Consider the following 21,695-nt stretch of genomic DNA (forward strand, 5'->3'; position numbering starts at 1 on the left):
AACAGATTATGCGCATTACACGGGAAAATACGGTAGGATTGGTCATTGACATTCAGGAGCGCCTGCTCCCGGCAATGGCAGAGCAGGAATATTTAATCAGTAACTGTAAAATACTGGTTGAAGGCTTGCAGTTGTTAGGCATTCCGCTGATTGTTACTCAGCAATATACCAAAGGTTTAGGGGAGACGGTTGAGCCGATTCGTTCAATCATTAGCGATTTTGACCCCATTGAAAAAAGCGCGTTCAGTTGTTGCGACGAAGCTACGGTTGTTGACAGGCTGAAGGCAAAAGACGCTAAACAGGTCATTATCTGCGGGATTGAAAGCCATGTATGCGTTTTGCAAACAGCCATCGACCTGAAAGATGCCGGCTATGTGCCTGTTGTCGTGCTCGATTGCGTTTCATCACGCTCGATGGATAACGTGGATCTGGCCGCGGAACGATTTCGCTACGAAGGCATTCTGATGACTTCGTATGAGTCCGTTTTATTTGAATTGACCCGTTCGTCAGCTGCTGCCGAGTTCAAAGCCATTTCAAAACTGGTGAAATAGGGAGCTCGTTGGTTTTGGGCCAGGTTACTGAGCAACTAACACCAGCTTTTTTGAGATAAATACCCCGTTGATATGGGCCCGGAGAAAGTACATTCCGGCCGGATGCCCGCTTAGGTCCAGATCAATGCGGTTCGATTCGTGAGAAAACGAAGCAGTCTTGGTAAATAGCTGTTGGCCGGTAAACGAATAAACAGCCAGTTCGGCCTGACCTCCTTCCATACTGGCAACAGTCAGGTGAAAAATACCCCGCGACGGATTGGGGTAAACCTCAATGGAATTGCTGAGCAGCTTAATCACCAGGTCGCCATAATCGCCGTTATGTCCGTCAACCTGAAGGTAATACCTTTTCGCGGGGTTAACCCGCAAGTTTTCAATGGCGGCAGCGTTCCCTCCGCTCAACGAATGATCACTTGCAGCCATGAACAGGTAATCAGAGGTTTTCCCGGATAACAGATCGGCTGCCGATGAGGCTTCGTAAACGGCAATCTGGCTGTCGAAACCTTCCGTTTCGATAGTTACCAAACCACTCGACAGCCCCTGAAAGGTGAACCAAACGGAATTATCGAGCGCCTTGATGCCTGTTGGAGGGCACCAGTTGTTTTCGACCAGACAACCCGATGTTGCGGGAGCAGGCTCTTTATCTTCAACCGTTCCGCATTCGTTTGAGAAACCTGCGTTTCGCCCCGGATACAGCGTGACGGCATGTGCCACATCATCATTAACCGGCATGTTGACATGGAGCAAAACAGCAGTGGTCTCGGAACAATCGCCATGACTCCCGGTAACGGTCACATAAGTATCAAATGGGCCATAGGGCCTGACTTCATCTTTCAGCGTCAGGCTTAAGATATGGCCGGTGATCTCAATCGTAAAATGATCTTCGGCACTCACTTCAAATTCAAAAAAAGAAGCGCCTTCGGCAACGAACTCATAGTTTTTCAGTTCGTGACCGCATAAAAACAACTCGCCTGAGAGCCCTGAAAAGGCAACCGGTAAGGTTTGGTATGCCTGCACCAGGTTTTCGTAGGAAACGAAATCAGAACCATTGTTATTTGAGGCAAGCAGCGAAATGCTGTAAAGCCCTTCTTCGGTAAAACGAACTACCGGATGCTGCGAATTTTTCGTTGTTCCTTCAATAAACTCAAAGGTTGCCGGCTGTATCTGCCATTCCCAGCCGGTTGGATTATTTTTTGTTCCGTCGGTCAGGTATACCGGCGTATTTAAACAGGCAACCGACACATCGGCCGTAAAACCGGCATCAGGAACACTGTAATAGTTCCAGCCGTCGAGCTGAAGTGTTCCGGTATTGTCGGGGTCTAACCAGGCCTTCAATTGCATGGTCGTGGTCGCGCTGTTGTTCCACGAAACAGAAAATTTGCCAAATAAAGAGCCGTTATCATCGCCGCCGTGAAGCTGACCGATGATGCGTTTGTTTTCGTCAAACAGCGGGGCGCCCGACGAACCGCCTTCGTCGACCCCGGCATCATATTTCACTTCCCAATGGGTATGCGGTTGTGATATGGAGTTGTCGTCCCAGCGTACGGTGTAGTTGTAGCTAACCGGAGAACTGTAATCCAATGCAATACATTTGGTGCTTCCCTGGGGGTGATGGATACAGGTACCCGAGGCGGCTGTATTCCCGCCCGCATTCCAGCCGCCCAGGTACGGATGATACGATTCGGGTGGATATTCTGAAAGTCGCAGCAGGGTAAAATCGGAAGCCGTATTGGTGCTCACCAGGCTGGAACCTGAGAGTGTCTGAAACTTTGAACCGTCGTTGCCGGTGCAGGTAGAGGTCTCGTAATTAAAATAGGTGACCAGCGTGTTTGCCGAGCTTTGGGACGAAATACAATGATTGGCTGTGAGAAAATAGGGTGTTCCGTCTTTACGCACGTTATTGACCAGAGCACCGGAGCAATAATAGGAATATCCATTATCACGGAAGGTCATTAAACAAACCGACTGTTTCTCGGTTTGCCAGTCGGCCCCTTCGGGACAATTAATTTGAATCCTCGAATTCAAGGATGCCTGCACATCGCGGTATGCCGTTGATACCGAACCGATTACCAAGCCGCCGGTATAAGCCGTGTTGTTGGGTTCGTTGTATTCGATCACCAGGCTGTTTCCCTGAAATTCGGCCAGCGCCAGATGATTGCCGTCCTGATGATTGGCGCGGGTAAATGCCCCCATCAGTTGGCTGCGATCGGAATTATACACGTAGACTCCGGCCCCTTCGGGCAAGTCAAACGTTTTGAAAAATATGCCCAGCGACCGGGCGCCCGGGCAACTAATTTCATATTGCCAGGCAGTCACCAACTGAAGTCCTGTTTTTACTCCTTGCTCCCGGATATCGATTTCCAATTCGTGTGCAATCCCGTACCTGTTCGAAATACCCAACCGGACATCTTCTTCGAGGTAAAAATCCGCTCTCACCGAATCCAACACACTGAAAGGGATGGCTTTGGCCGATTTTGTCGTGAACCGGAAACTGGCAGGCAGGCTCCCGTCCGAAATTTGTCCCATTGCGTTCCCGCTCATCAGCAAAAGCAGCATGTAAAAAACAGATATCTTATGAATAACGCTAAACGTTTCTAATTTTCTCATACATTATAACCTTCTTCTTCCGGATAAAGCCCGGAATAAATTTAGGGTGACTCCCCGGTTTTTCCCTCGTTTCGAAATCATTTCGTGGATAGAAAAAGAGTCTGTCCGGATTACTTCTAAAAAAAACAATTGAGCAGCAAAAAAAGATGACAAGCTACCAATTTTTGCAATGGTACAAAAATATTGCGATCGTCCTTCTTGCTAACAATTATTTAACATGGAAAACGCAACTATTTTTCGGTATCAGCTGTCTATCATGATAGAAAACAGAACAGCTATGAGGGTTATCATCCTTTTTTTAAGTTTATTACTTTTCCCATTTACACCAACCTTGGCAGGCAAGGCCGTGACAAAAAATATCAGCGGGAAAGTAATTGATAAAGAAACGTTAAAACCGCTTTCCGGCGTATGCGTTTTATATGCCGATGACAGCCGCAGTATCGGAACCATTACCAATATCGACGGCGAATTCAGAATGTGGAACTTACCTGACACGAATAAAGAGCTGGTCATTAGTTTTGACGGGTATCAAACCCTGACCGTTAATTTGAATCAGGTAGAGGATCTTTCGGAACCACTGATCATTGAACTTCTGGAGAATGAAAAGGACATGAAAGTCGTCACCATCAATCAGCGAAAAAAGATCAGGTGATCGACATAAGGCTTGGGCATACCGTGAATTTTGATCTCTCTCCCTTACTTTCAGCGTGTAGCTGATTTTGTACAAAAGAGATGATTGTATGATTTGCCGGCGATTCCCGGATCTTCACGACTTTGCTTATTCCGGTAGTTCTTCGGGAAGAGCTTCCCTGACCGAGATAATTTTTCCTGAAAACACGAGGTCTTTTCCGGCCATGGGATGGTTGAAATCCATCGTAACCTGATCATGTTCTATCCGGATGATTTTGCCGTAAAGCTGATTACCCTGCCGGTCGCCCATTGGAAAGACGTTTCCAACCTGCACAACCTCATCATCAATGCGGCCGTCTTCTTCGGCGAAAGTTGATACCGGCAAATCCACAATAGCTTTGGGATCGACCGGGCCGTAGGCTTCATCGCGTGTGGCATGAAAATGGAACGAATCGCCCGGCGACAACCCCAGCAGCTTACGTTCAAAGATATCCAGGAGCAACTGGTATCCAAAGAGGAACTCTTGCAGTTGTTCACCCGAAACATCCTGTAAAATCATTCCGTTTGCTGCATTGGCAACGGTATACTGAACGCGTGCTATGGTATTTCTTCTGATTTTCAAGGGTTAAAAATAGAAAGGGGTTAGTTGTTTTTTGCCAATTCTCTTACGTAATGAACAATCTTCCACCGGTTCTCGGGGGCAATTTGTCCGCCATGCGGACCCATTAGCCGGGAAGCCGATCCGAGAGTGATGACATGATAAATTTCGCCGTCGGGTTTTTCTTTCAGGTAATCATCAACCAACGAACGTGGTTTGGCCAGAAACATTCGGCTGGTAAACAAATGCCCGTTTCCATCGCCCGTCTCCCCATGACAGTTCATGCAAAATATTTCGTACTGCCTTTTTCCCTCGGTCAAAACTTCGGGTGTCAGTTCAAGCGGGTTCCCGATCTCTTTTCCGGCCCTTTCCTGTTCTTCCAGCGAGCCTGCTTCGTACGGATAGGGTTTGAATCCCCGGGGAATCGTCCCTTCAGCCGGCAGGCGCATGGTACTCCCGTCTTCGAAAACAGGATTTTCGGAGTAGGTTTTATAAGCAGGCGAGTAGGCCATGTCGGGGAAATAGGTATAACCGGGGCGGTTCTTATTTTTGGTACAAGCCGCTGCTAAAATCGCCAAAAGGATAAACAAGTATCGTTTCATTTCTAAAAATTTCAAAGTTAGTTCAACAACCAATGTCTGACATTTAATATCTAACCTCTTAATACTGCGTATGGTATTCAAGACTTTCTTTATAAAAGGGATGCTTGGCAGGTACCAGCGGAGCTTTCGTCAACGAGCGGAAAACGACCAGCAGGAACAGCCCGGCATATCCGATTGTCATACCGATCTCCGGCAATCCGATTCCCGCTTTTTCGCCGCCAACGACTCCCGGCATAATCAATTGGTACAAGTCGAGCCAGTGTCCGATAAAGACCACAACAGCTACCGGCAACAGAATCAACGAACCGCGTTTTGAATTTCGGGTCATCAAAGCAAAAAACGGGATAATAAAATTCAGGATTAGATTGATATAGAAGACATTGCTGAAATGTTTGTGCCTTTCGTAAAAATAAATGGTTTCTTCGGGAATGTTGGCATACCAAATTAGCATGTATTGAGAAAACCACAGATAAGTCCAGAATATGCTGAAGCCAAACAGGTATTTTCCGAGATCGTGAATGTGTTCGCGGTTGATGTGTTTCATGTAACCCATCCGTTGCAAGATAAACAGGATGATAATCAAAACGGCGGTGCCGCTTGCCAGCATACTTGAAAAAACATACCAGCCATACAGCGTACTAAACCAGTGTGCATCGATCGACATCAGCCAGTCCCAGGCCGAAGTCACACTGGTAACGGCGAGGGCAACAATAAAAATCGCGGAGAGGACCCTCATTTTTCGGTAGTATTTTAAATCGCCGTGCAGGTCTAACCGAACGGAGTTTTTCCGGATGAAATAAGCCAGCGCTGTCCAGACGACAAAATAAACCAGGAAACGGCCGTAAAAGAACGGCACATTCAGATAAGCCACTTTTTTTAATAAAATTTCATCCAGGTGGTCTTCGTGAGTCCATTCGTAGAGCAGATGTACTCCGCCAAACACAAAAAGCAATAACAGGAGCAATCCGGCAACCGGAATAAAAGTGCTCATCGCTTCGCCGATACGCTGAATACTGGCGTGCCAGCCGGATTCGGCAATGGTATGCGCCGCCACAATGAATAAACCGATCAGTCCGATGGCCAGGAAATAGTAGGTGTTCAGCAGCAGATTTGCGGCTATCCGTTCGCCACTGGTTCCGGTAAAATAACTGATTGCCAGCGAAAGAATACCAATCCCGATCATCGCCAGGGTGATGGTGGAAAATTTTTTGGTCAGTGTGAATGATTGATTCTCCATGGCATGTTATGCTTTTAATGTGATTCCTTTGGCGCCGGCTTCGGCAAGCGCTGTTTCAATTTCTCTGATATGTTCTTCGGGGCTGTTGTGGTCCACTTTTACCACGACCAGAAACCGGTCGTCGGTGCTTCGTTCATCGTGAAGCGTTGGCTTGGCCCCTGGCCCGAGTTTACTTGTGACCAAAAAGGCAATGACCATTGCAAAAGCCGCAAAAAGCACTGTTACTTCAAAGGTGACCGGGATAAATGAAGGTACTGCGAAAAAAGGTTTCCCTCCAAAGTTGAGCGGATAGGCTGAGGTAAAAATCCAGGTCTGGAATCCAAATCCGGTGACTGCACCGATAGCTCCCGCCCAAAAAGCAACCCGAGTCAGGCGCGACCGCCGTATGTCGAGCATCTTATCCAGCCCATGGACAGGGAAGGGGGTCAGTACATCAATAATTTGCAAGCCTTTGGTCTTTAGTTGCCCGATGCCCTTCAACAAATCTTCCTCATCCAGGTAATAAGCCGTCATATATTTATTCATGGTCGTTCAGTTTTTGTTTTTCGCCCGAAGATTTTAAAACACTTTTTATTTCCGATACGGCAATTACCGGAAATACCCGGATAAACAGCAGAAATAAAGTAAAGAACAGCCCCAGCGTACCGACATACAGACCGACTTCAACAATGGTTGGTTTATACATGGTCCAGCTCGAAGGAAGGAAATCGCGATGCAAAGAAGTGACAACGATCACAAAACGTTCGAACCACATCCCGATATTCACAAAAATGGAAATGACGAAGGTGAAGATCACGTTGCGTCTTAGCTTTCTGAACCAGAATAGCTGAGGGGTGATCACATTACAGGTCATCATGATCCAGTAAGCCCAGGCATAAGGACCGAAGGCGCGGTTGAAAAAAGCGTAAGTTTCGAATTCAACCCCCGAATACCAGGCAATGAAAAACTCGGTCAGGTAAGCAATGCCTACAATCGAACCGGTTAAGATGATGATTTTGTTCATCGACTCAATGTGGTTCACCGTGATGTAATTTTCCAGGTTCAAGGCTTTCCGTGCCACAATTAACAGGGTGAGCACCATGGCAAAACCCGAAAAAATCGCTCCCGAAACAAAATACGGCGGAAAAATGGTGGTGTGCCAGCCGGGTATCACCGAGGTGGCAAAGTCGAAACTCACGATGGTGTGAACTGATAATACCAAAGGTGCAGCGAGGCCGGCGAGGATTAAGCTGACGGTTTCGTGTCGCGACCAGTGCCTGGCCGAGCCGGTCCATCCGAAGCTTAAAAAACCATAGATGGCTTTCCTTATCTTAGTTTTGGCCCGGTCGCGTACGGTGCCCAGGTCGGGTATCAGCCCAACATACCAAAAAATTAGGGAAACAAAGAAATAAGTAGAGATGGCAAAAACGTCCCACAACAAGGGCGAGTTAAAGTTAACCCAAACGTCGCGGGTGTTTGGATAGGGGAAAATGAAAAAACCCAGCAACAGTCTTCCCATGTGAATCAAGGGGAAAAAGCCGGCGCACATCACGGCAATTAAGGTCATGGCCTCGGCCGAACGATTGATACTGGTCCGCCATTTTTGTCGAAAAAGCAGGAGAATCGCCGAGATAAAAGTTCCGGCATGGCCGATACCGACCCACCAGACAAAATTGGTGATTCCCCATCCCCAGCCTATGGTTTTGTTCAGGCCCCATTCGCCGATCCCGTAAAAAACAGTCCGGTAAGTGGCCCAGGCGCCAAACAAGGCTGCCAGTCCGGCCAGTATTATTCCGATATACCAATATTTGGAAGGTTGTCCGGCCATGGGTGACAAAATATCATCGGTCACCTGTTTGTAGTTTTTATTTCCCCGGATTAAGGGTTCTCTGAGCGGAGATGTGTACATTCCTTATTCGATTTAGTTATACGCTTTTGTTTTTCACCCTGGTCAGGTAGCCTACCGATGGCAAGGTGTGTAATTCTTCGAGCAAATGATAGTTTCGTTCGTCGGCGAAGAATTGCGATATCCTGCTTTCCTTGTTATTCAAATCGCCAAATACAATGGCATCGGCCGGACAGGCCTGCGCACAGGCGGGAACCACTTCGCCATCCTGCAGCTTACGGTTTTCTGTTTTTGCCGTCAGTTTTCTTTCCTGAATACGCTGAATGCAGAATGAGCATTTTTCGATGACGCCTTTGGCGCGAACAGTGACATCCGGGTTCAGTACCAGGCGGCGCAGATCGGTTGTCATTTCAGCGGGGTCTTTTGTATTTCCCGGCATAGCATCGGCGCCGGTATAATCGTAGAAATTGAATCGTCGTACTTTATACGGGCAGTTGTTGTTGCAATAACGCGTACCGATACAGCGGTTATAAATCATTTGGTTCACCCCTTCGTTGCTGTGGGTGGTGGCCGCTACCGGGCAAACATTCTCGCAGGGAGCATTGTCGCAATGCTGGCACATCACGGGTTGGCGCACCAGTTCCGGATGGTCCGGATCGCCTTTGTAGTAACGGTCAATTCGTATCCAGTGCATTTCGCGGGCTTTAATCACCTGTTCTTTGCCGACAACCGGAACGTTATTTTCGGCCGAACAAGCCACCACGCAGGCGTTACATCCGGTACACGAATTTAAATCGATGGCCATTCCCCAGTGAAACCCGTCAAATGTCCGTTGTTCGTACAACGATTTCAGGTGGGCTTTCAGTTCTTCGCGTTGTTCATTCCCCGAAGCCGGGTTGGCCAGGTATGCTTCCAGCGAGGTCTCCCTTACCAGGTTACGTCCTTCCATGGAATGATGCGATTGTGTTCGCGCCAGTGGATAATTGCCGGTTACCTTTTCAATTTTTACATCGGGCAGCCAATATTGTTTGGAGCCATTTTGGGTCTGAATAAGCGGAAACGCATTTTTTCCAACGGTACCCGTGGGGATGCCCATGTTTGGCCTGCCGTAACCTAAGGCTACCGAAACTGTCTTATATTCCTGTCCGGGTTGAATAACTACCGGTATCGGGACAAAGTCGTTGATCATGATCAACTGCTCATCTTTCAAACCCATTTCTTTTGCCAGTCTGGGCGATACGGCAGCATAATTGTCCCAGCAGATTTTTGTAACCGGGTCGGGAAGTTCCTGCAGCCAGGGATTATTGGCGTGTTTGCCTGTTCCCACGCTGATGTTGGTATAAAATGACAGCTCAATGGAATCATTTCCGGCGGGGCCCTTGAATGGCGACAATATGGCTTCGGTCCGTTCGCTGTTAAAAGTCAGCAGATCTTTTTCCTTTTGTCCGCTTTCAAAAACTCCGTCGTGCAGCTTTTGATTCCAGAAGTCATCAAACGAAACTTCTTCAGAAGACAGGGGATAGAAATTTTCTTCCCAATACTTACGAATATAAGCATGGAAGTCAGGCGTTTTACCGGCCCATTTTAACAAACTTTCCTGCGCGGCGCGCGTTTTGAAAATTGGCCGGATCGTTGGTTGTGCCAGCGAATAACTACCCGATTTTATTTCGGCATCGTTCCAGGCTTCCAGGTAATGATGGTCGGGGCAGATGTAATGCACATGGGCCGAAGTTTCTTCGGCCAATACGGGCATAGCAATTTTTAGTCGGACATTTTTCAGTGCGCTGACAAATTTTTCGGCCTGAGGATAATCGTAAGCCGGGTTGACATCATACAGGATCAAGCCTTCCACTTGCCCGTTTTGCATCTCGTTGACCAACCGCTCCATATCTTCATCCCTGCCTTGCCTCAATTTCAGATGTACATCGGTACGGATGGCCTTGCCGTAGTTTTCCAGCAGCTCATTGACGGCATTGACCAGCAATTGTGTTTCCACATCGTTGCTTCCGCTAACGACCAGCGATCTGCCTTTTTTCCCGGATAATTCGGATGCAATGGCTTTCACATCAACCGGCGACGCCGGAACTGTTGGGCTTGGCAAACCATTCAGTTTCATTAACTCATGGTACAGGTTGGCGATGATGATTTTTTCCTGCGAAGGCTTAATCTGATAGCGTTCATCAGCGTTGGAACCGGTTAAAGACATGCCGCTTTCAAAATGAATATGGCGCGACATCTGTTTTTGTCCGCCATCCAGTTTCCGGTTTTTCACGTACTGTTTGGTAAATTCGACCGGAGAAAGCCAGGTGCCGAGAAAATCGGCATCAAAACTGACAATCAGTTCGGCTTTACTGAAGTTATAGGCCGGAATAAAGGCTTTTCCGAATGTTTGCTCATTAGCCCTTAACATGCCGTCAGCCGAAATCACGTCGTACTGAATATGCTCGGCGCCGGGGTATGCATCCATAAATTCACCGATTGCGGCCCGTGTTGACGGGCTGATGATGGTTGTACTCAGGATTACCACTTTGCCGCCCCGGTCTTTTATCGCATCCAAAAGCAGTTTGATTTTATCGTCGGCTTCTTCCCAGCTGATTTCCTTCCCCTCGTAAGCGGGGCTTTTATGTCTCTTATTGTCATAAAGGCCGAGGACCGAGGCCTGCGTACGGGCGTTTGTTCCGCCCCGGGTGACCGGAGAGAGGCTGTTGCCTTCGATTTTGATGGGGCGGCCATCGCGAACTTTCACCAGGATACTGGCGTAATCGATTCCGTCGAAATAAGTTGAAGCAAAATAACTGGCTTTGCCGGGGATGATATTTTCGGGCCTGATCAGGAAAGGGATGGCTTTTTGAACCGGCTGCTCGCAACTGGCGGCGATGGCTGCCGAAGCTACCGTAAAGCCGAATAGTTTCAGAAAATCCCGTCGGGAACTGCCTTCGGCTTTTGCTTCCTGTTTCATTTGAAGAATCGACTTCCGGTCGCCTGCTTCCCCGCTGGTTGCCTGCCGAGCATCGAAAATCAGATCGTCCAGGCTTTTATAATATTGCTCATTCATTACGAATAGGTATTGTTATCGGTTAATAATGGCACTTCATGCAATCTGTTCCGCCAATCATATCGACAGTTACTTTGTTGATCTGCCCTGTTTTGATTTGTTCATGAAGCTTTTCATAGGATTCATAGAAATTATTGCTGGCAAACTGCACTTCTTTGGTTTTGTGGCAGTTGAGGCACCAGCCCATGCTCAGGTCGTTCACCTGCCTGACGACGTCCATCTTTGCCACATCGCCGTGGCATTCCATACAGTCGAGCTTTCCGGCGTTTACATGCTGGGCATGGCTAAAAAACACATGATCGGGTAAGTTATGTATCTTAATCCACTCGATGGGAACTTGTTTCTCGTTGGCTTCGATGACTTTGGTAATTTCAAATTTTCCCGAACGAGTGCCTTCGCGGACGACATTGTGGCAGTTCAGGCAGAGATCGGCGGGAGGAATTCCGGCCGATTTGCTATCGTCGACGGTGAAGTGGCAGTACCGGCAATCAATCTTGTTTTGTTCGGCATGCACCTGATGTGAAAATTTAACAGGTTGTTCCGGCTCATAATCAAGGGCTCTTCCTATCCTGACACTTTCTTCATAAATGATCTTTACCTGGTAGCCAAAAACACCCAGGAATATCAGCAAGGGGATGGCTTTGTATTTGATTTTTCGGAAAATCAGCAGTTCGAGCAGTGCCCAGACAACAACTAAAGTCAGGAAAATGAAAACAAGCAGGCTATTGATATTGGGTTTTAAGGGTGACGGCCCGCGCATGGCCAGCTCATCAAGGTAAGCCTTCATTAAGCGGAGATCGGCTTCTTCGTACTGATATCCCTGGTGAACCTGTTCCATCTTGTTGCCTGTGGGTTGCATAACTACCTCCTGAAATGATGCAAAATCTTTTTCAACATATTTGACGGCGATATCCATAGCCGAAGGATTCCAGTTTAAGGTATCCGAATGGTACAGGTTATGACACGACACACAGGATGGCTGTTTGTTGCTGTGGGGCAACAGCCCTTTAAAGAAACGTTCGCCGCGTTTAATATGCTCCGCTTGATGACGCTCTTCGGCCGAACTTAACCACTCTTCTCCTGTGGCTTCGTCCGAAGCAGGCTCAGTTGTTGTTTCGACGCCGGAGCTGTCGGCAGAATCCATTTCAGCAGGTGGCGCCTGTTGTTCAGCAGGGATGCTGTCGGCTGAATCGGCTTCACTTTGTGTGTTTTGCCCGGGCACACCAGCGGTTTTTACAGAATCAGTTTCACCTTGGGGCGTTTGAATTTCGGCAAGAGCCGTTGCGGATATTACAAAAACAAAAATGGAGAGAATAAACAGAAAGACCTTCCGGGAAAAACCGGATTTCTGTGATACAGAGAAAATTATGCTCATTCTAAAAGGTTTAGTAAATTTTTCTTATCAAACAGATTTACGCAACTCATCAGAATTAACAAACTTCCTTGTATTAGGTTTTCAGCTCTGTGCTAAAAAATAGTTTAACGGCTTCCGGAAATTTGTGGAATAAGGTATTTTGGTTAGAAAGAGATAGGTATAATAAATTGATTAATAGAATTATACGCGAGATGTGATTCTGTTGCTTATTTATAAGAACAATTGATCATTCTGTTTGAATAGAAAAAATCTATCAGTTATCCAGACTTTCTGTAAGTTTCCGCACGATTTTCAGGTTGTCCAGAAATTCTTTGGCAATTACCCGGCAGATGGTATAAGCCGGGATGGCCAGGAACATACCGATAATTCCGGCTACCATTCCGGCGGCCAGGATTACCAGGAATATTTCCAACGGGTGTGCTTTTACACTGCTGGAATAGATGAGCGGCTGAAATAAAATGTTATCGATTACCTGCACTGTGATGAATACCAGCAGCATTAAGCCAAGCAGGGGGAGGGTGTAGGCCATGAAGTCGGCATGAACATTAATGGCCACGCCAATCACGAGCCCCAGGATAGCCCCCATCCAGGGACCCAGGTAGGGAATAATATTAAACATACCGCAAAAAAGCCCGATGGCAACGGCATGGCTGAATTCGATCCCGATCAGGCTCAAACCGAGGGTAACCAAAAGTCCAACCATGATGACTTCGAGTACCAGGCCGATAAAATAACGTTTTAACAGGTGATGAACCGAGTGGATGACTTTTTCCACTTTTCCTTCGTATTCGGAAGGGATCATCAGCAGGATACTGTCTTTGAACATATTTTCATCCTTTAAAAAGAAAAAGGTGATAAACGAGATGGCAAACGATGCAATGAAAAGTCCTCCGAGCGTACCGGCAATAAATCCAAAAATATTGGTCAATTGAGCAAACCCGATCTGATTGGCAACTTCACTCCGGATATAATCCAGAAATAGTCCGTTGTTTGTCTCTGCCGGCGTTTTGCCTGCAATAATCATTATTTCTCTCAAGGGTTCCTCGATTGCATTTAAAATGGTTTCGGGCCTGATGGATGACAGTTGCTCGAACTCGCTGATTAGTAACGGAATCAGAAAGCGCAATGCGGTGATGAAAACAATCCACATCCCGATTAAGGTTATCATGGCCGCCAATCCGGCGCTAATCCGGAATTGCCTGATCCTGACCTGTTGCAGCAGCCTGACCAGTGGACGCCCGATCAGGGAAAGTACGGCAGAGATAAGAATGTAAGTGACGATGGCGCTGAAATACCATATTAAAAAAATAGTCAGTAAAACGCCTGCCGTAAGCAGGATATACCTGGCTTTTCCCTGGATTTGAATCATAAATCACGTTTTTATGCAAATATATGGGATAATTTCTGTTAAAGATATTCTGAATACCCGAAGTATTTTTTTGTGCATGATAGCACATTTTTTGATAAATTTGTAATTGCGCTTGTGAGTATGAAAAAGGTAAAATTAAAAGCACTTATCGTTGACGATGAAAAGGATGCCCGGGATTTGCTGAGGTACTATTTAATGAGTTGTCCCGGGATATCGGCCATTGAGGAAGCAGATTCAGTGGAATCGGCTCTGTTTAAATACCTGGATCTTTCGCCGGATATTGTTTTTTTAGACATGATCATGCCCGGAAAGTCGGGTGGCGATTTGATTGAATTACTAAAGAAAAAGGATCCTGATTGCAACATCGTGATTGTCAGTGCGCACGAAGAATCTGCTTTAACGGCCATTGAAAACAATGTATATGATTTTATTCTGAAACCTTTGACTGCAAAGAAGCTGGGAAATGTGATTGAAAAGTACCAGGTGAAAAAGAATATTCGCTTGGATGAAAAGCTGAACCGGGTGTTGGATAAATATGATGATGGCGTTAAAATCAGGATTTCAACGGTCAACAGTCATATCCTGGTTGATCCGGCTGATATCTTATATTGCGAGTCAAATGGGTCATATACCTCTATTTATTTGGAAAATGGAAGGCGCGCGACGGTGAACACCAACCTGGGACGCCTTGAGAAAATTCTTCCGTCACAGCATTTTATCCGGCTGTCCAGGGCATACCTGATAAACATGGACAGGCTGATACAGGTTAAACGGGGAGATAAATCCTGTATTTTGCTCGCGAGAGACCGGCAGGTAAAACTGTACGGGTCGGCCAGGCAAATTAAGATTCTTTGTGAAATGGATTTTGATTAACAACAATGATTAACAGAAACACGACAGCAATCATTATTGATGATGATAAAGATGCCATTTCGTTATTGGAAATTTATCTTCATGCTTTCGATGAGATTGAGGTGATTGATTCGACCACCGATCCCCAGCGGGGAATTAAGTTATTGAAAAGGAAGGTCCCCAATTTGGTATTCCTGGATATTGATATGCCCGATCTGGATGGAATGGAGGTTGCCGAAGCCGTGAAAGAGAACGAATTGCCTACCGAAATCATTTTTACCACAGCCCATGCCCAGTATGCCTACAAATCCCTTCATGTTGAGCCTCTTGGCTACCTGGTAAAGCCTTTCGGGCCGGAAGATCTGATCTCGGTGATTAACCGCTATCATGCGAAGGTAAAACGCATGGAACTGGAACGGCGGATGCATTTATTCATGAGAACGACCAAAACGATCCCGCGGGTAAAATTTACCACGCGCAGCGGTATTATTTTCATTAACCCCGACGATATAATGCTGATGCGCGCCGAATCGAACTACTGCCGTATTTTTTTGAAAGACGGACGGGAAGAATTGATTACCACCAATATTTTTAAAGCCGCCGCCCGGATCGATTCTCCGGAAATCGTTAAAGCCAATCGGTCGGCCTACGTCAATGTGCAATATCTGAAACAAATCGAAAAACGAACGAAGATTTGCACCTTAAAGTATAAAGACAAAATTCTGGAGGAGCCTATTAACAGCTCCAGCCTTTCCTTTTTTGAGAAACTGAATTGTTTCCCGATTAACTAAAACTTGAATTAAAGCTGGCGGATAACCGAAGCAATTTCCTCCATAAGCCATTGCGGAGTAGATGTGGCCCCGCTAATCCCGACAGATTGATAGCCTTTAAACCACGCGGGATCCAGTTCATCTTTGCTTGAAACAAAATAACTGTTCGGGTTGGTTTGTTTGCAGATGTTGAAAAGCAGCCGGGCATTCGAACTCTTTTGGCCGCCCACAAAAACAATGACATCGTGTTGCGATGAAAAACTCTTCATGCGCGGAACCCGGTTGGCCACCTGGCGGCAAATCGTATCTTTAATGTCGGTTTTTGCCCGGGCCTGTTCTTTGATCTTATCCGACAGCTGGTGGAAAGAATCCAGTGATTTTGTGGTTTGTGAAAAGAGAATTGCCGGTTTATCCGGATCAATTAATTGAAGATCCTGTTCATTTTCAACAATGATGGCCTGGTTGTCGGTTTGTCCGTTCAGTCCGCATACTTCGGCATGTCCTTTTTTTCCGTAGATGATCACTTGTCCGTTTTGTTGCTGCATTTCGTGGTGGGCTTTTTTTACCCGTTGCTGCAGTTTCAAAACGACCGGGCAGGTAGCGTCAATCAGTTCAATTTGATTGGCTTTGGCATATTCGTAAATTGACGGAGGTTCGCCATGTGCGCGGAGCAATACCCGGCAATTTTTCAGCGTAAAAAATTTCTCATGATCAATGGTGACCAGGCCAAGGGCTTCCAGCCGCGAAACTTCCATGCCGTTGTGGACAATATCTCCCAAGCAGTATAGCGTTTCATCCGACTGCAGGCTGTCTTCCGCTTTTTTAACGGCATTGACTACGCCAAAACAAAAACCTGATTTCTGATCAATTTCTACTTTCATGAATTAGCTTCCATTTCGTTGCCAGCCGGCAAAATCAAACCCAAATGCACACACAAATTCCCCATCGTGGGCGGCTAACGGCCAATGATTTCGTTTACCTTTTGCAAGGCCCAATTCAATTGTTCTTCGCGGTTCAGGTAGCTGTTGTCGAGAACAAAAGCATCGTCGGCCCGGCGGAGCGGACTCGCTGCGCGGTTCGAATCAATATGGTCGCGCTCTTGCACGTTCTTTAGAATCTCCTCGAAGCTAACTTCCTGACCTTTGGCGATCAATTCGTCATAACGGCGTTGTGCCCGGACTTCAGGACTGGCTGTCATGAAAATTTTCAGTTCAGCCTCCGGAAAAACAACCGTGCCAATATCCCGTCCATCCATCACGATACCTTTGTTTTTGCCCATCGCCTGTTGTTGTTTCACCATTTCACTGCGTACTTCGCGGATGGTCGCTACAGGGCTGACATGCCCGGAAACCGGCAACTGACGGATTTCGTCCTCGACGTTTTCGCCGTTCAGGAAGGTTTCAACCTGGCCATTGGCCGGGTTAAGCCGAAATTCGATGGTGATTTCAGAAAGCCGCCGGATCAGTTCCGCTTCATTTACGCTGCCGTTGGCCGCCAGCTTATTCCGCAGCGCAAACAGGGTAACAGCCCGATACATGGCCCCGCTGTCGAGGTAAATATAGCCCAGCAGCCTGGCCAGTTCTTTGGCAACGGTGCTTTTTCCGCAGGAAGAATGGCCGTCGATGGCAATCACAATCTTCTTGTTGTTCTTTTTATTCATGTCAGCAAATATATTACTTTTGATCATAAATAGCAGGTTTCCATCTAAAACTAATCGATCCGTTGGCAGATGTTGAAACAGCTTAAATCGGACAATAAGTTTAAACAGAATCGTTACCAAAAATGAGCTTATGAAGAAAAAAATGATCTTCTCCCTGATGTTTTTCCTGTTTCTTTTAAGTTTTAGGGCAACTGCCCAGGAAGAACAAAAAATGACTGAGATTTACCAGGTTGAAACCAGGGATGGAAACATCTACCGGGGGAAACTGCTCAATGAAAACGAAAACGAAGTCAAATTGGAAACCGGCATGCTGGGTGAAATCACGATAAAACGGGCCGATATTAAGCGGATGGAGATACTCGGTAAGGTCAAACAAGTTGGGAGCGATTACTGGACAGAGCACCCACAGGATGTCCGGTACCTGTGGACTTCGAGCGGCTACGGGTTGCGCAAAAGCACAGGATATTATCAGAACGTGTGGATCTTCTTCAATCAATTTGCCTATGGCGTAACCGATTGTTTTTCGGTTGGGCTGGGCTTTGTTCCCTTGTTCCTTTTCGAAGGGTCGTCAAGTCCGTTTTGGTTAACGCCCAAATTTTCGATACCGGTCGTTGAAGACAAATTTAGTCTGGGGTTCGGCGGTTTACTGGGAACTGTTGTCGGCGAAGACCATACCGGATTTGGTATTCTGTATGGCGTGGCAACCATCGGGTCGCGGCAAAAGAACCTGAGTTTCGGTGCCGGTTGGGGCTATGCTGTCGGCGAGATTTCCGAAAAACCTGTTTTTAATGTATCGGGAATGATCCGTACCGGCCGTAAGGGCTACCTGTTGACCGAGAATTATTTCTTCGACGCCGATGAAGGATTTGGCGCCATGTTATCTCTTGCCGGACGTTCTATCATCGGGCATAAGGTGGGGATTGATTACGGCGGGATGATTCCTGTTGGCGAGGATGTCGGATTGAACATCGTCCCGTGGTTGGGCCTTACGGTTCCGTTTTGAGAAAACCACGCGCAAACACTACCATTCCATCGTTGTCAACTCCTCGGTGATGGCGAATACCACCGGACAAATCTCACAGTTTTTGTAAGTCAAATCAAGGATCTGGTAAAAACGGGTACGGTCGGTATGCGGATACTCGCGACAAGCGCGCGGACGGTTTTCGTACACGCAGCAATGCTTGTCGGCCATCAAAAAAGGACAAGGCGTTTTCCCGAATACAAAATCATGGTCCTCGTCAATCGTTAAATAGTGTCCGATAAAATCGGCAGGTTTCATTTTCTGGCTTTTGGCCAGGCGTTCCGCATCCTTATCCGTTACAATCGGGCTGATTCCTGAGCAGCAATTGGCGCAATCAAGGCAGTTAAACTGGTCAAATGCTTCGCGATGCAACGCATGAACGATTGCATCGAGATTTTTGGGCTTTTTTCTTTTTAGTTTCTGAAAAAGCGCCGAGAATTCCTGCCTGCGGTTGGCAGTCATTTCTTTTAATTGCTCAGCCCTGAAATATCGGATAGTCTCCATTCTTTCGTTTCCTTAGTCTAATTTGAGCTAAAAATAAACCGGTGATGACCACGGCTATTCCGGCCATTTTTTGTCCGTTGATCTCATCTCCCAGAATCAGGTACGAAAAAATGGCTACGAAAACCGGCATCACATTGACAAACATGTTTGACTTATTAATGCCAAGGTGACGAATGCTGTAGGTGAAAAAGATAAAACCGAGAATAGACGCGAAAATGGCCAGCTTCACGATGGCGGTAAACGCTTCGGCATGAAAGGGAGTTTGAAAGGTTTTCCCGGATTCGAAAATGAGCCAGAACGGCAGAAACATACCCACCCCAAACAGGTTTTGATACGCGATGATGGTGTACCCGTTGTAATGGTGGGTTAATCTTTTCAGAATGACGGCGTAGCCAATGGTTGACAACACGGCCAGAAATTCGAGTGAAATCCCGAGCGGCGAGGCCGACAGCCCGGTTGACAGGTCGAACACCACCAGCGAAACCCCCAAAAATGAGATTAACAATCCCACAAAGTTGGTCCAGCCTAATTTTTCCTGATAAAAGTACCATGCCGCCAGCGGTGTGACCAGTGGGATGGTGGCCACGATTACAGAGGCGACGGTTGGAGAAACGTATTTCAATCCAAAACTTTCACCCATGAAATAGAGGAAAGGTTCGAAAAACGACAGTAAGATCATCCAGCGCAGATCGCCTTTTTTCAGCGGTTGCAGTTTGCCGGTAAGTTTGGCAAAAATGAACATGATGCCTGCCGATAAAGCCAGGCGGATTAGCACCACGGTCATGGGTTCGTAGGCTTTGTACGCTACTTTAAACCAAACAAATGAAAAACTCCAAAAGAACATCGCGAGCAGCGCTGCCCCGTAATATTGTAATGTTTTGTTTTTCACGACAGCGATCGTTTATTTTTTAAAATTAAAAGGGAGTTTGTAATAGATCGAATAGGTAAAATCGAAATTAACGTTGGCGTCGTTGTTCCCGTATCCCGGGGTGAAATATACCGGCGGCATAGCGTACTCCTTTTGTGTGATCATCACTTTTGTCCGGATGGTCCACCCCATGAAAAAGTTATTGAAAATTTCGCCTTTCATCCCCAGAAGAAACTCAATCCAGTGCGAGTGGTAATTTTGCGACCCGAATCTGCCGGTTTCTTCTCCCCAGTAGCTGTCAATCCGGTAGTTGCTTACCTGTTGTTTGGCCAGGCCAAATCCGTAACGAAACCCCGCATAGAGAATATCCATATCCTCCTTGTGTTCTGCGGTCAGGAAATTATAATCGATGCCCAGCCGCGAATACGATCCGGAGCTGTTGTAAGTCACGTAGTCCTGGCTAAGTTTAAACTTTTCCCAGCCGGTCTCAACCACGGTAAACAGGTTGGGGAGCATTTCCATATCGGCGCTCAACTCGGTTCCGTAACGGTTTCCCTTCGTCCACAAGTCCTGGTAAGCCCGGGTTAGGTCCAGACCGACCCTGATGCCTTCCATCCGAACAAAATTGTCGGTTCGTTTGGGCATTCTTTTTTTCTCTTTCTCTTGCCCGAAGCTATTCAGTGTCAGTAGGAAGAGTATGGATGTATAGACGAATATTTTCATGCCAGAAGTTATTTACAGCGCTGTCTTTCAGAATTACCGAATCGATCCGGTTCCAGCTGTGTTCAATTTCTCTTATCCAGTATTCATAATAAAAACCGGTAACCATCGATCCGTACTTAAGTTCGGTATCATGGATGACGGTCAGGGTATCCGGGATCGAATCAAATAACATCACAAAAGAAGAACTTCCTGTTTTGCTGAGAGGCAACCAGATTTGCCGGGTTTGTTCCTGGTAAATCCAAATGCTGTCCCGATCGACCCCGTATACCGAGATCTTTGGTGAGCCGGTTGTGGTTGATTCGGAATACTCGACCCGGACTTCGAGCAGGGACTGTGGCGGAGGTTCGAAAATTTCTTTGCAGGCTGCTGCAGCAACAATCAGTATAAAAAGGATTTTAAGTTGTTTCATTTTTTCATTTTCCGGATTGCTAAAATAATCATATTCATGGGTAATTTACCGGCAGAGGCTTACTTTATTCGAAATAGTTAGTTCGTCGCCCCGATTAATGGCTCGGGGTGAATGGTCGTGACAAAGTTGAACCGGTTGTTGATGGCTTGTTCAATCCGGGTACAAATTTCGTGGGCTTCGTCCAGCGGCATTTTTGCCGGAAGTTTGATATGACAGCTTAATTCGCTGTGACTGCCGTATGCGTGCAAATGAAAGTGGTGAATAAACACCTCGGTGCCGGTCACCAGGCTAACTTCTTCCTTGATTGCTTTGACCAGTTCGGGATCGAGCTTTTCGCCCAACAGCGCTTTGATCTCTTTTGAAAGAATATCATAACTGGCCCAGGCGATCATGAGTGCAACAATAAAAGCCAGGGCCGCGTCGATCCACCACAGGTACCTTCCGGCGACAATACCGGCAAGGATGATGACGGACGACAGCGAGTCGGTGCGGTGATGCCAGGCATCGGCTTTTAAAACAGGCGAACCGGTTTTTCGGTACGCCCAAAAGGCATATTGGGCCAGCGCCTCTTTTGCCAGAATGGAAACGATGGTGACGGTAATGGCTATCGTACCAAAGTTGCCCGGTTCCTGGCTAAGGAGTTTTTTGTACGCGCTCAGGATAAAATCGAAGGCTACCAGGGCCAGTAAAACGCCAATAATGATCGCGGCAATATGCTCGGCCCTTCCGTGCCCGAAAGGGTGTTCGTCGTCTGCCGGTTTCCCGGAGATTTTTCCGCCAATCAGCACAATCACCGACGACACCGAGTCGGTTAAGGTGTGCCAGGCGTCGGCCATTAAAGCGATAGAGCCCGAAACCACTCCGGCCCAGTATTTTAACGCGAACAGTAAGGTGTTGGCAACAATAGAAATCCAGCCTTCCTGAATGATATACTTCGGATAATTCGGTTTCATGATAACGATTTTCAGGTTGAAATTAACAAAATCGCGAAATAAACCACAGCAACGGCGGCCTATTGTCATGTCAAATTTAAACTGATGGT

Annotated in this window: 21 protein-coding genes; 5 read left to right on the forward strand and 16 right to left on the reverse strand. The window is 46.9% G+C overall.

Features of this window, described 5'->3' with window-relative positions; translation table 11 throughout:
- The first annotated feature begins 8 nt into the window (after positions 1 to 8).
- A complete protein-coding gene (locus AC6H3C_RS05140; RefSeq protein WP_497519605.1) occupies positions 9 to 551 on the forward strand; it encodes a hydrolase in 543 nt (180 codons plus the stop codon).
- A 24-nt stretch (positions 552 to 575) separates the two neighbouring features.
- On the opposite strand, the gene AC6H3C_RS05145 is transcribed toward AC6H3C_RS05140, so the two are convergent.
- The gene (locus tag AC6H3C_RS05145) at positions 576 to 3,155 is read right to left on the reverse strand and encodes a T9SS type A sorting domain-containing protein (RefSeq protein ID WP_497519606.1); all 2,580 of its coding nucleotides are present in this window, start codon (positions 3,153 to 3,155) and stop codon (positions 576 to 578) included.
- A gap of 277 nt (positions 3,156 to 3,432) precedes the next feature.
- Here AC6H3C_RS05145 and AC6H3C_RS05150 point away from each other — a divergent pair, with 277 nt between their 5' ends.
- Positions 3,433 to 3,807 carry a carboxypeptidase-like regulatory domain-containing protein gene (locus AC6H3C_RS05150; RefSeq protein WP_497519607.1) on the forward strand — a complete coding sequence of 125 codons (375 nt, stop codon included), beginning with the start codon at positions 3,433 to 3,435 and terminating at the stop codon, positions 3,805 to 3,807.
- Between the two features lie 126 nt (positions 3,808 to 3,933).
- Here the strand turns inward: AC6H3C_RS05150 and AC6H3C_RS05155 are convergent, their stop codons facing one another.
- The 8 genes from AC6H3C_RS05155 to AC6H3C_RS05190 all read right to left on the reverse strand — a co-directional run bounded on the left by AC6H3C_RS05155 (position 3,934) and on the right by AC6H3C_RS05190 (position 13,846).
- On the reverse strand, positions 3,934 to 4,407 hold the full coding sequence (locus tag AC6H3C_RS05155) for an FKBP-type peptidyl-prolyl cis-trans isomerase (RefSeq protein WP_497519608.1): 474 nt from the start codon (positions 4,405 to 4,407) through the stop codon (positions 3,934 to 3,936).
- Between the two features lie 20 nt (positions 4,408 to 4,427).
- On the reverse strand, positions 4,428 to 4,985 hold the full coding sequence (locus AC6H3C_RS05160; RefSeq protein ID WP_497519609.1) for a c-type cytochrome: 558 nt from the start codon (positions 4,983 to 4,985) through the stop codon (positions 4,428 to 4,430).
- Between the two features lie 58 nt (positions 4,986 to 5,043).
- Positions 5,044 to 6,222, reverse strand: a complete 1,179-nt coding sequence (locus tag AC6H3C_RS05165) for a quinol:cytochrome C oxidoreductase (RefSeq protein ID WP_497519610.1) — start codon at positions 6,220 to 6,222, stop codon at positions 5,044 to 5,046.
- A gap of 6 nt (positions 6,223 to 6,228) precedes the next feature.
- Positions 6,229 to 6,747: a DUF3341 domain-containing protein gene (locus tag AC6H3C_RS05170; protein WP_497519611.1), complete on the reverse strand. Its 519-nt coding sequence runs from the start codon at positions 6,745 to 6,747 to the stop codon at positions 6,229 to 6,231.
- Complete coding sequence (gene nrfD, locus AC6H3C_RS05175) at positions 6,740 to 8,110, reverse strand: NrfD/PsrC family molybdoenzyme membrane anchor subunit (RefSeq protein ID WP_497519612.1); 1,371 nt, start codon at positions 8,108 to 8,110, stop codon at positions 6,740 to 6,742. The genes AC6H3C_RS05170 and nrfD overlap by 8 nt, the downstream gene beginning before the upstream one ends.
- A gap of 16 nt (positions 8,111 to 8,126) precedes the next feature.
- Positions 8,127 to 11,102: a 4Fe-4S dicluster domain-containing protein gene (locus AC6H3C_RS05180; RefSeq protein ID WP_497519613.1), complete on the reverse strand. Its 2,976-nt coding sequence runs from the start codon at positions 11,100 to 11,102 to the stop codon at positions 8,127 to 8,129.
- 22 nt (positions 11,103 to 11,124) lie between these two features.
- A complete protein-coding gene (locus AC6H3C_RS05185; RefSeq protein WP_497519614.1) occupies positions 11,125 to 12,477 on the reverse strand; it encodes a cytochrome c3 family protein in 1,353 nt (450 codons plus the stop codon).
- 253 nt (positions 12,478 to 12,730) lie between these two features.
- Positions 12,731 to 13,846, reverse strand: coding sequence for an AI-2E family transporter (locus AC6H3C_RS05190; RefSeq protein WP_497519615.1), 1,116 nt, complete (start codon positions 13,844 to 13,846; stop codon positions 12,731 to 12,733).
- A gap of 120 nt (positions 13,847 to 13,966) precedes the next feature.
- Here AC6H3C_RS05190 and AC6H3C_RS05195 point away from each other — a divergent pair, with 120 nt between their 5' ends.
- Positions 13,967 to 14,719, forward strand: a complete 753-nt coding sequence (locus AC6H3C_RS05195) for a LytR/AlgR family response regulator transcription factor (protein WP_497519616.1) — start codon at positions 13,967 to 13,969, stop codon at positions 14,717 to 14,719.
- A gap of 5 nt (positions 14,720 to 14,724) precedes the next feature.
- Complete coding sequence (locus AC6H3C_RS05200; RefSeq protein WP_497519617.1) at positions 14,725 to 15,489, forward strand: LytR/AlgR family response regulator transcription factor; 765 nt, start codon at positions 14,725 to 14,727, stop codon at positions 15,487 to 15,489.
- Positions 15,490 to 15,497: 8 nt separating this feature from the next.
- On the opposite strand, the gene AC6H3C_RS05205 is transcribed toward AC6H3C_RS05200, so the two are convergent.
- Both AC6H3C_RS05205 and cmk read right to left on the reverse strand, forming a co-directional pair.
- Positions 15,498 to 16,349 carry a 4-hydroxy-3-methylbut-2-enyl diphosphate reductase gene (locus tag AC6H3C_RS05205; RefSeq protein WP_497519618.1) on the reverse strand — a complete coding sequence of 284 codons (852 nt, stop codon included), beginning with the start codon at positions 16,347 to 16,349 and terminating at the stop codon, positions 15,498 to 15,500.
- 74 nt (positions 16,350 to 16,423) lie between these two features.
- Positions 16,424 to 17,155 (reverse strand): (d)CMP kinase, encoded by a 732-nt coding sequence (gene cmk, locus AC6H3C_RS05210; RefSeq protein ID WP_497519619.1) that lies wholly within the window; start codon positions 17,153 to 17,155, stop codon positions 16,424 to 16,426.
- 103 nt (positions 17,156 to 17,258) lie between these two features.
- On the opposite strand from cmk, the gene AC6H3C_RS05215 reads away from it, so the two are divergent.
- Positions 17,259 to 18,131 (forward strand): hypothetical protein, encoded by an 873-nt coding sequence (locus tag AC6H3C_RS05215; RefSeq protein WP_497519620.1) that lies wholly within the window; start codon positions 17,259 to 17,261, stop codon positions 18,129 to 18,131.
- 18 nt (positions 18,132 to 18,149) lie between these two features.
- Here AC6H3C_RS05215 and AC6H3C_RS05220 read toward each other — a convergent pair whose 3' ends face one another.
- The 5 genes from AC6H3C_RS05220 to AC6H3C_RS05240 all read right to left on the reverse strand — a co-directional run bounded on the left by AC6H3C_RS05220 (position 18,150) and on the right by AC6H3C_RS05240 (position 21,606).
- Positions 18,150 to 18,653 (reverse strand): YkgJ family cysteine cluster protein, encoded by a 504-nt coding sequence (locus tag AC6H3C_RS05220; RefSeq protein WP_497519621.1) that lies wholly within the window; start codon positions 18,651 to 18,653, stop codon positions 18,150 to 18,152.
- Entirely contained in the window at positions 18,625 to 19,542 is a 918-nt protein-coding gene (locus AC6H3C_RS05225) for a DMT family transporter (RefSeq protein ID WP_497519622.1), read from the reverse strand. Before AC6H3C_RS05225 ends, AC6H3C_RS05220 begins: the two co-directional genes overlap by 29 nt.
- A gap of 12 nt (positions 19,543 to 19,554) precedes the next feature.
- Complete coding sequence (locus AC6H3C_RS05230) at positions 19,555 to 20,244, reverse strand: DUF6048 family protein (protein ID WP_497519623.1); 690 nt, start codon at positions 20,242 to 20,244, stop codon at positions 19,555 to 19,557.
- Positions 20,195 to 20,653 (reverse strand): DUF6452 family protein, encoded by a 459-nt coding sequence (locus tag AC6H3C_RS05235; RefSeq protein ID WP_497519624.1) that lies wholly within the window; start codon positions 20,651 to 20,653, stop codon positions 20,195 to 20,197. The genes AC6H3C_RS05230 and AC6H3C_RS05235 overlap by 50 nt, the downstream gene beginning before the upstream one ends.
- Before the next feature lie 77 nt (positions 20,654 to 20,730).
- Positions 20,731 to 21,606: a cation diffusion facilitator family transporter gene (locus AC6H3C_RS05240; RefSeq protein WP_497519625.1), complete on the reverse strand. Its 876-nt coding sequence runs from the start codon at positions 21,604 to 21,606 to the stop codon at positions 20,731 to 20,733.
- Positions 21,607 to 21,695 lie beyond the last annotated feature (89 nt).

The sequence above is a fragment of the Gaoshiqia sp. US2 genome (genome assembly GCF_059705485.1).

What these genes read in the sequence shown, in the direction of transcription:
- AC6H3C_RS05140 (WP_497519605.1), top strand. Translation starts at nt 9, where the DNA reads ATGCGCATTACACGGGAAAATACGGTAGGATTGGTCATTGACATTCAG.
- AC6H3C_RS05145 (WP_497519606.1), bottom strand. Translation starts at nt 3,155, where the DNA reads ATGAGAAAATTAGAAACGTTTAGCGTTATTCATAAGATATCTGTTTTT.
- AC6H3C_RS05150 (WP_497519607.1), top strand. Translation starts at nt 3,433, where the DNA reads ATGAGGGTTATCATCCTTTTTTTAAGTTTATTACTTTTCCCATTTACA.
- AC6H3C_RS05160 (WP_497519609.1), bottom strand. Translation starts at nt 4,985, where the DNA reads ATGAAACGATACTTGTTTATCCTTTTGGCGATTTTAGCAGCGGCTTGT.
- AC6H3C_RS05165 (WP_497519610.1), bottom strand. Translation starts at nt 6,222, where the DNA reads ATGGAGAATCAATCATTCACACTGACCAAAAAATTTTCCACCATCACC.
- AC6H3C_RS05170 (WP_497519611.1), bottom strand. Translation starts at nt 6,747, where the DNA reads ATGAATAAATATATGACGGCTTATTACCTGGATGAGGAAGATTTGTTG.
- nrfD (WP_497519612.1), bottom strand. Translation starts at nt 8,110, where the DNA reads ATGTACACATCTCCGCTCAGAGAACCCTTAATCCGGGGAAATAAAAAC.
- AC6H3C_RS05180 (WP_497519613.1), bottom strand. Translation starts at nt 11,102, where the DNA reads ATGAATGAGCAATATTATAAAAGCCTGGACGATCTGATTTTCGATGCT.
- AC6H3C_RS05185 (WP_497519614.1), bottom strand. Translation starts at nt 12,477, where the DNA reads ATGAGCATAATTTTCTCTGTATCACAGAAATCCGGTTTTTCCCGGAAG.
- AC6H3C_RS05190 (WP_497519615.1), bottom strand. Translation starts at nt 13,846, where the DNA reads ATGATTCAAATCCAGGGAAAAGCCAGGTATATCCTGCTTACGGCAGGC.
- AC6H3C_RS05195 (WP_497519616.1), top strand. Translation starts at nt 13,967, where the DNA reads ATGAAAAAGGTAAAATTAAAAGCACTTATCGTTGACGATGAAAAGGAT.
- AC6H3C_RS05200 (WP_497519617.1), top strand. Translation starts at nt 14,725, where the DNA reads ATGATTAACAGAAACACGACAGCAATCATTATTGATGATGATAAAGAT.
- AC6H3C_RS05205 (WP_497519618.1), bottom strand. Translation starts at nt 16,349, where the DNA reads ATGAAAGTAGAAATTGATCAGAAATCAGGTTTTTGTTTTGGCGTAGTC.
- cmk (WP_497519619.1), bottom strand. Translation starts at nt 17,155, where the DNA reads ATGATCAAAAGTAATATATTTGCTGACATGAATAAAAAGAACAACAAG.
- AC6H3C_RS05215 (WP_497519620.1), top strand. Translation starts at nt 17,259, where the DNA reads ATGAAGAAAAAAATGATCTTCTCCCTGATGTTTTTCCTGTTTCTTTTA.
- AC6H3C_RS05220 (WP_497519621.1), bottom strand. Translation starts at nt 18,653, where the DNA reads ATGGAGACTATCCGATATTTCAGGGCTGAGCAATTAAAAGAAATGACT.
- AC6H3C_RS05230 (WP_497519623.1), bottom strand. Translation starts at nt 20,244, where the DNA reads ATGAAAATATTCGTCTATACATCCATACTCTTCCTACTGACACTGAAT.
- AC6H3C_RS05235 (WP_497519624.1), bottom strand. Translation starts at nt 20,653, where the DNA reads ATGAAACAACTTAAAATCCTTTTTATACTGATTGTTGCTGCAGCAGCC.
- AC6H3C_RS05240 (WP_497519625.1), bottom strand. Translation starts at nt 21,606, where the DNA reads ATGAAACCGAATTATCCGAAGTATATCATTCAGGAAGGCTGGATTTCT.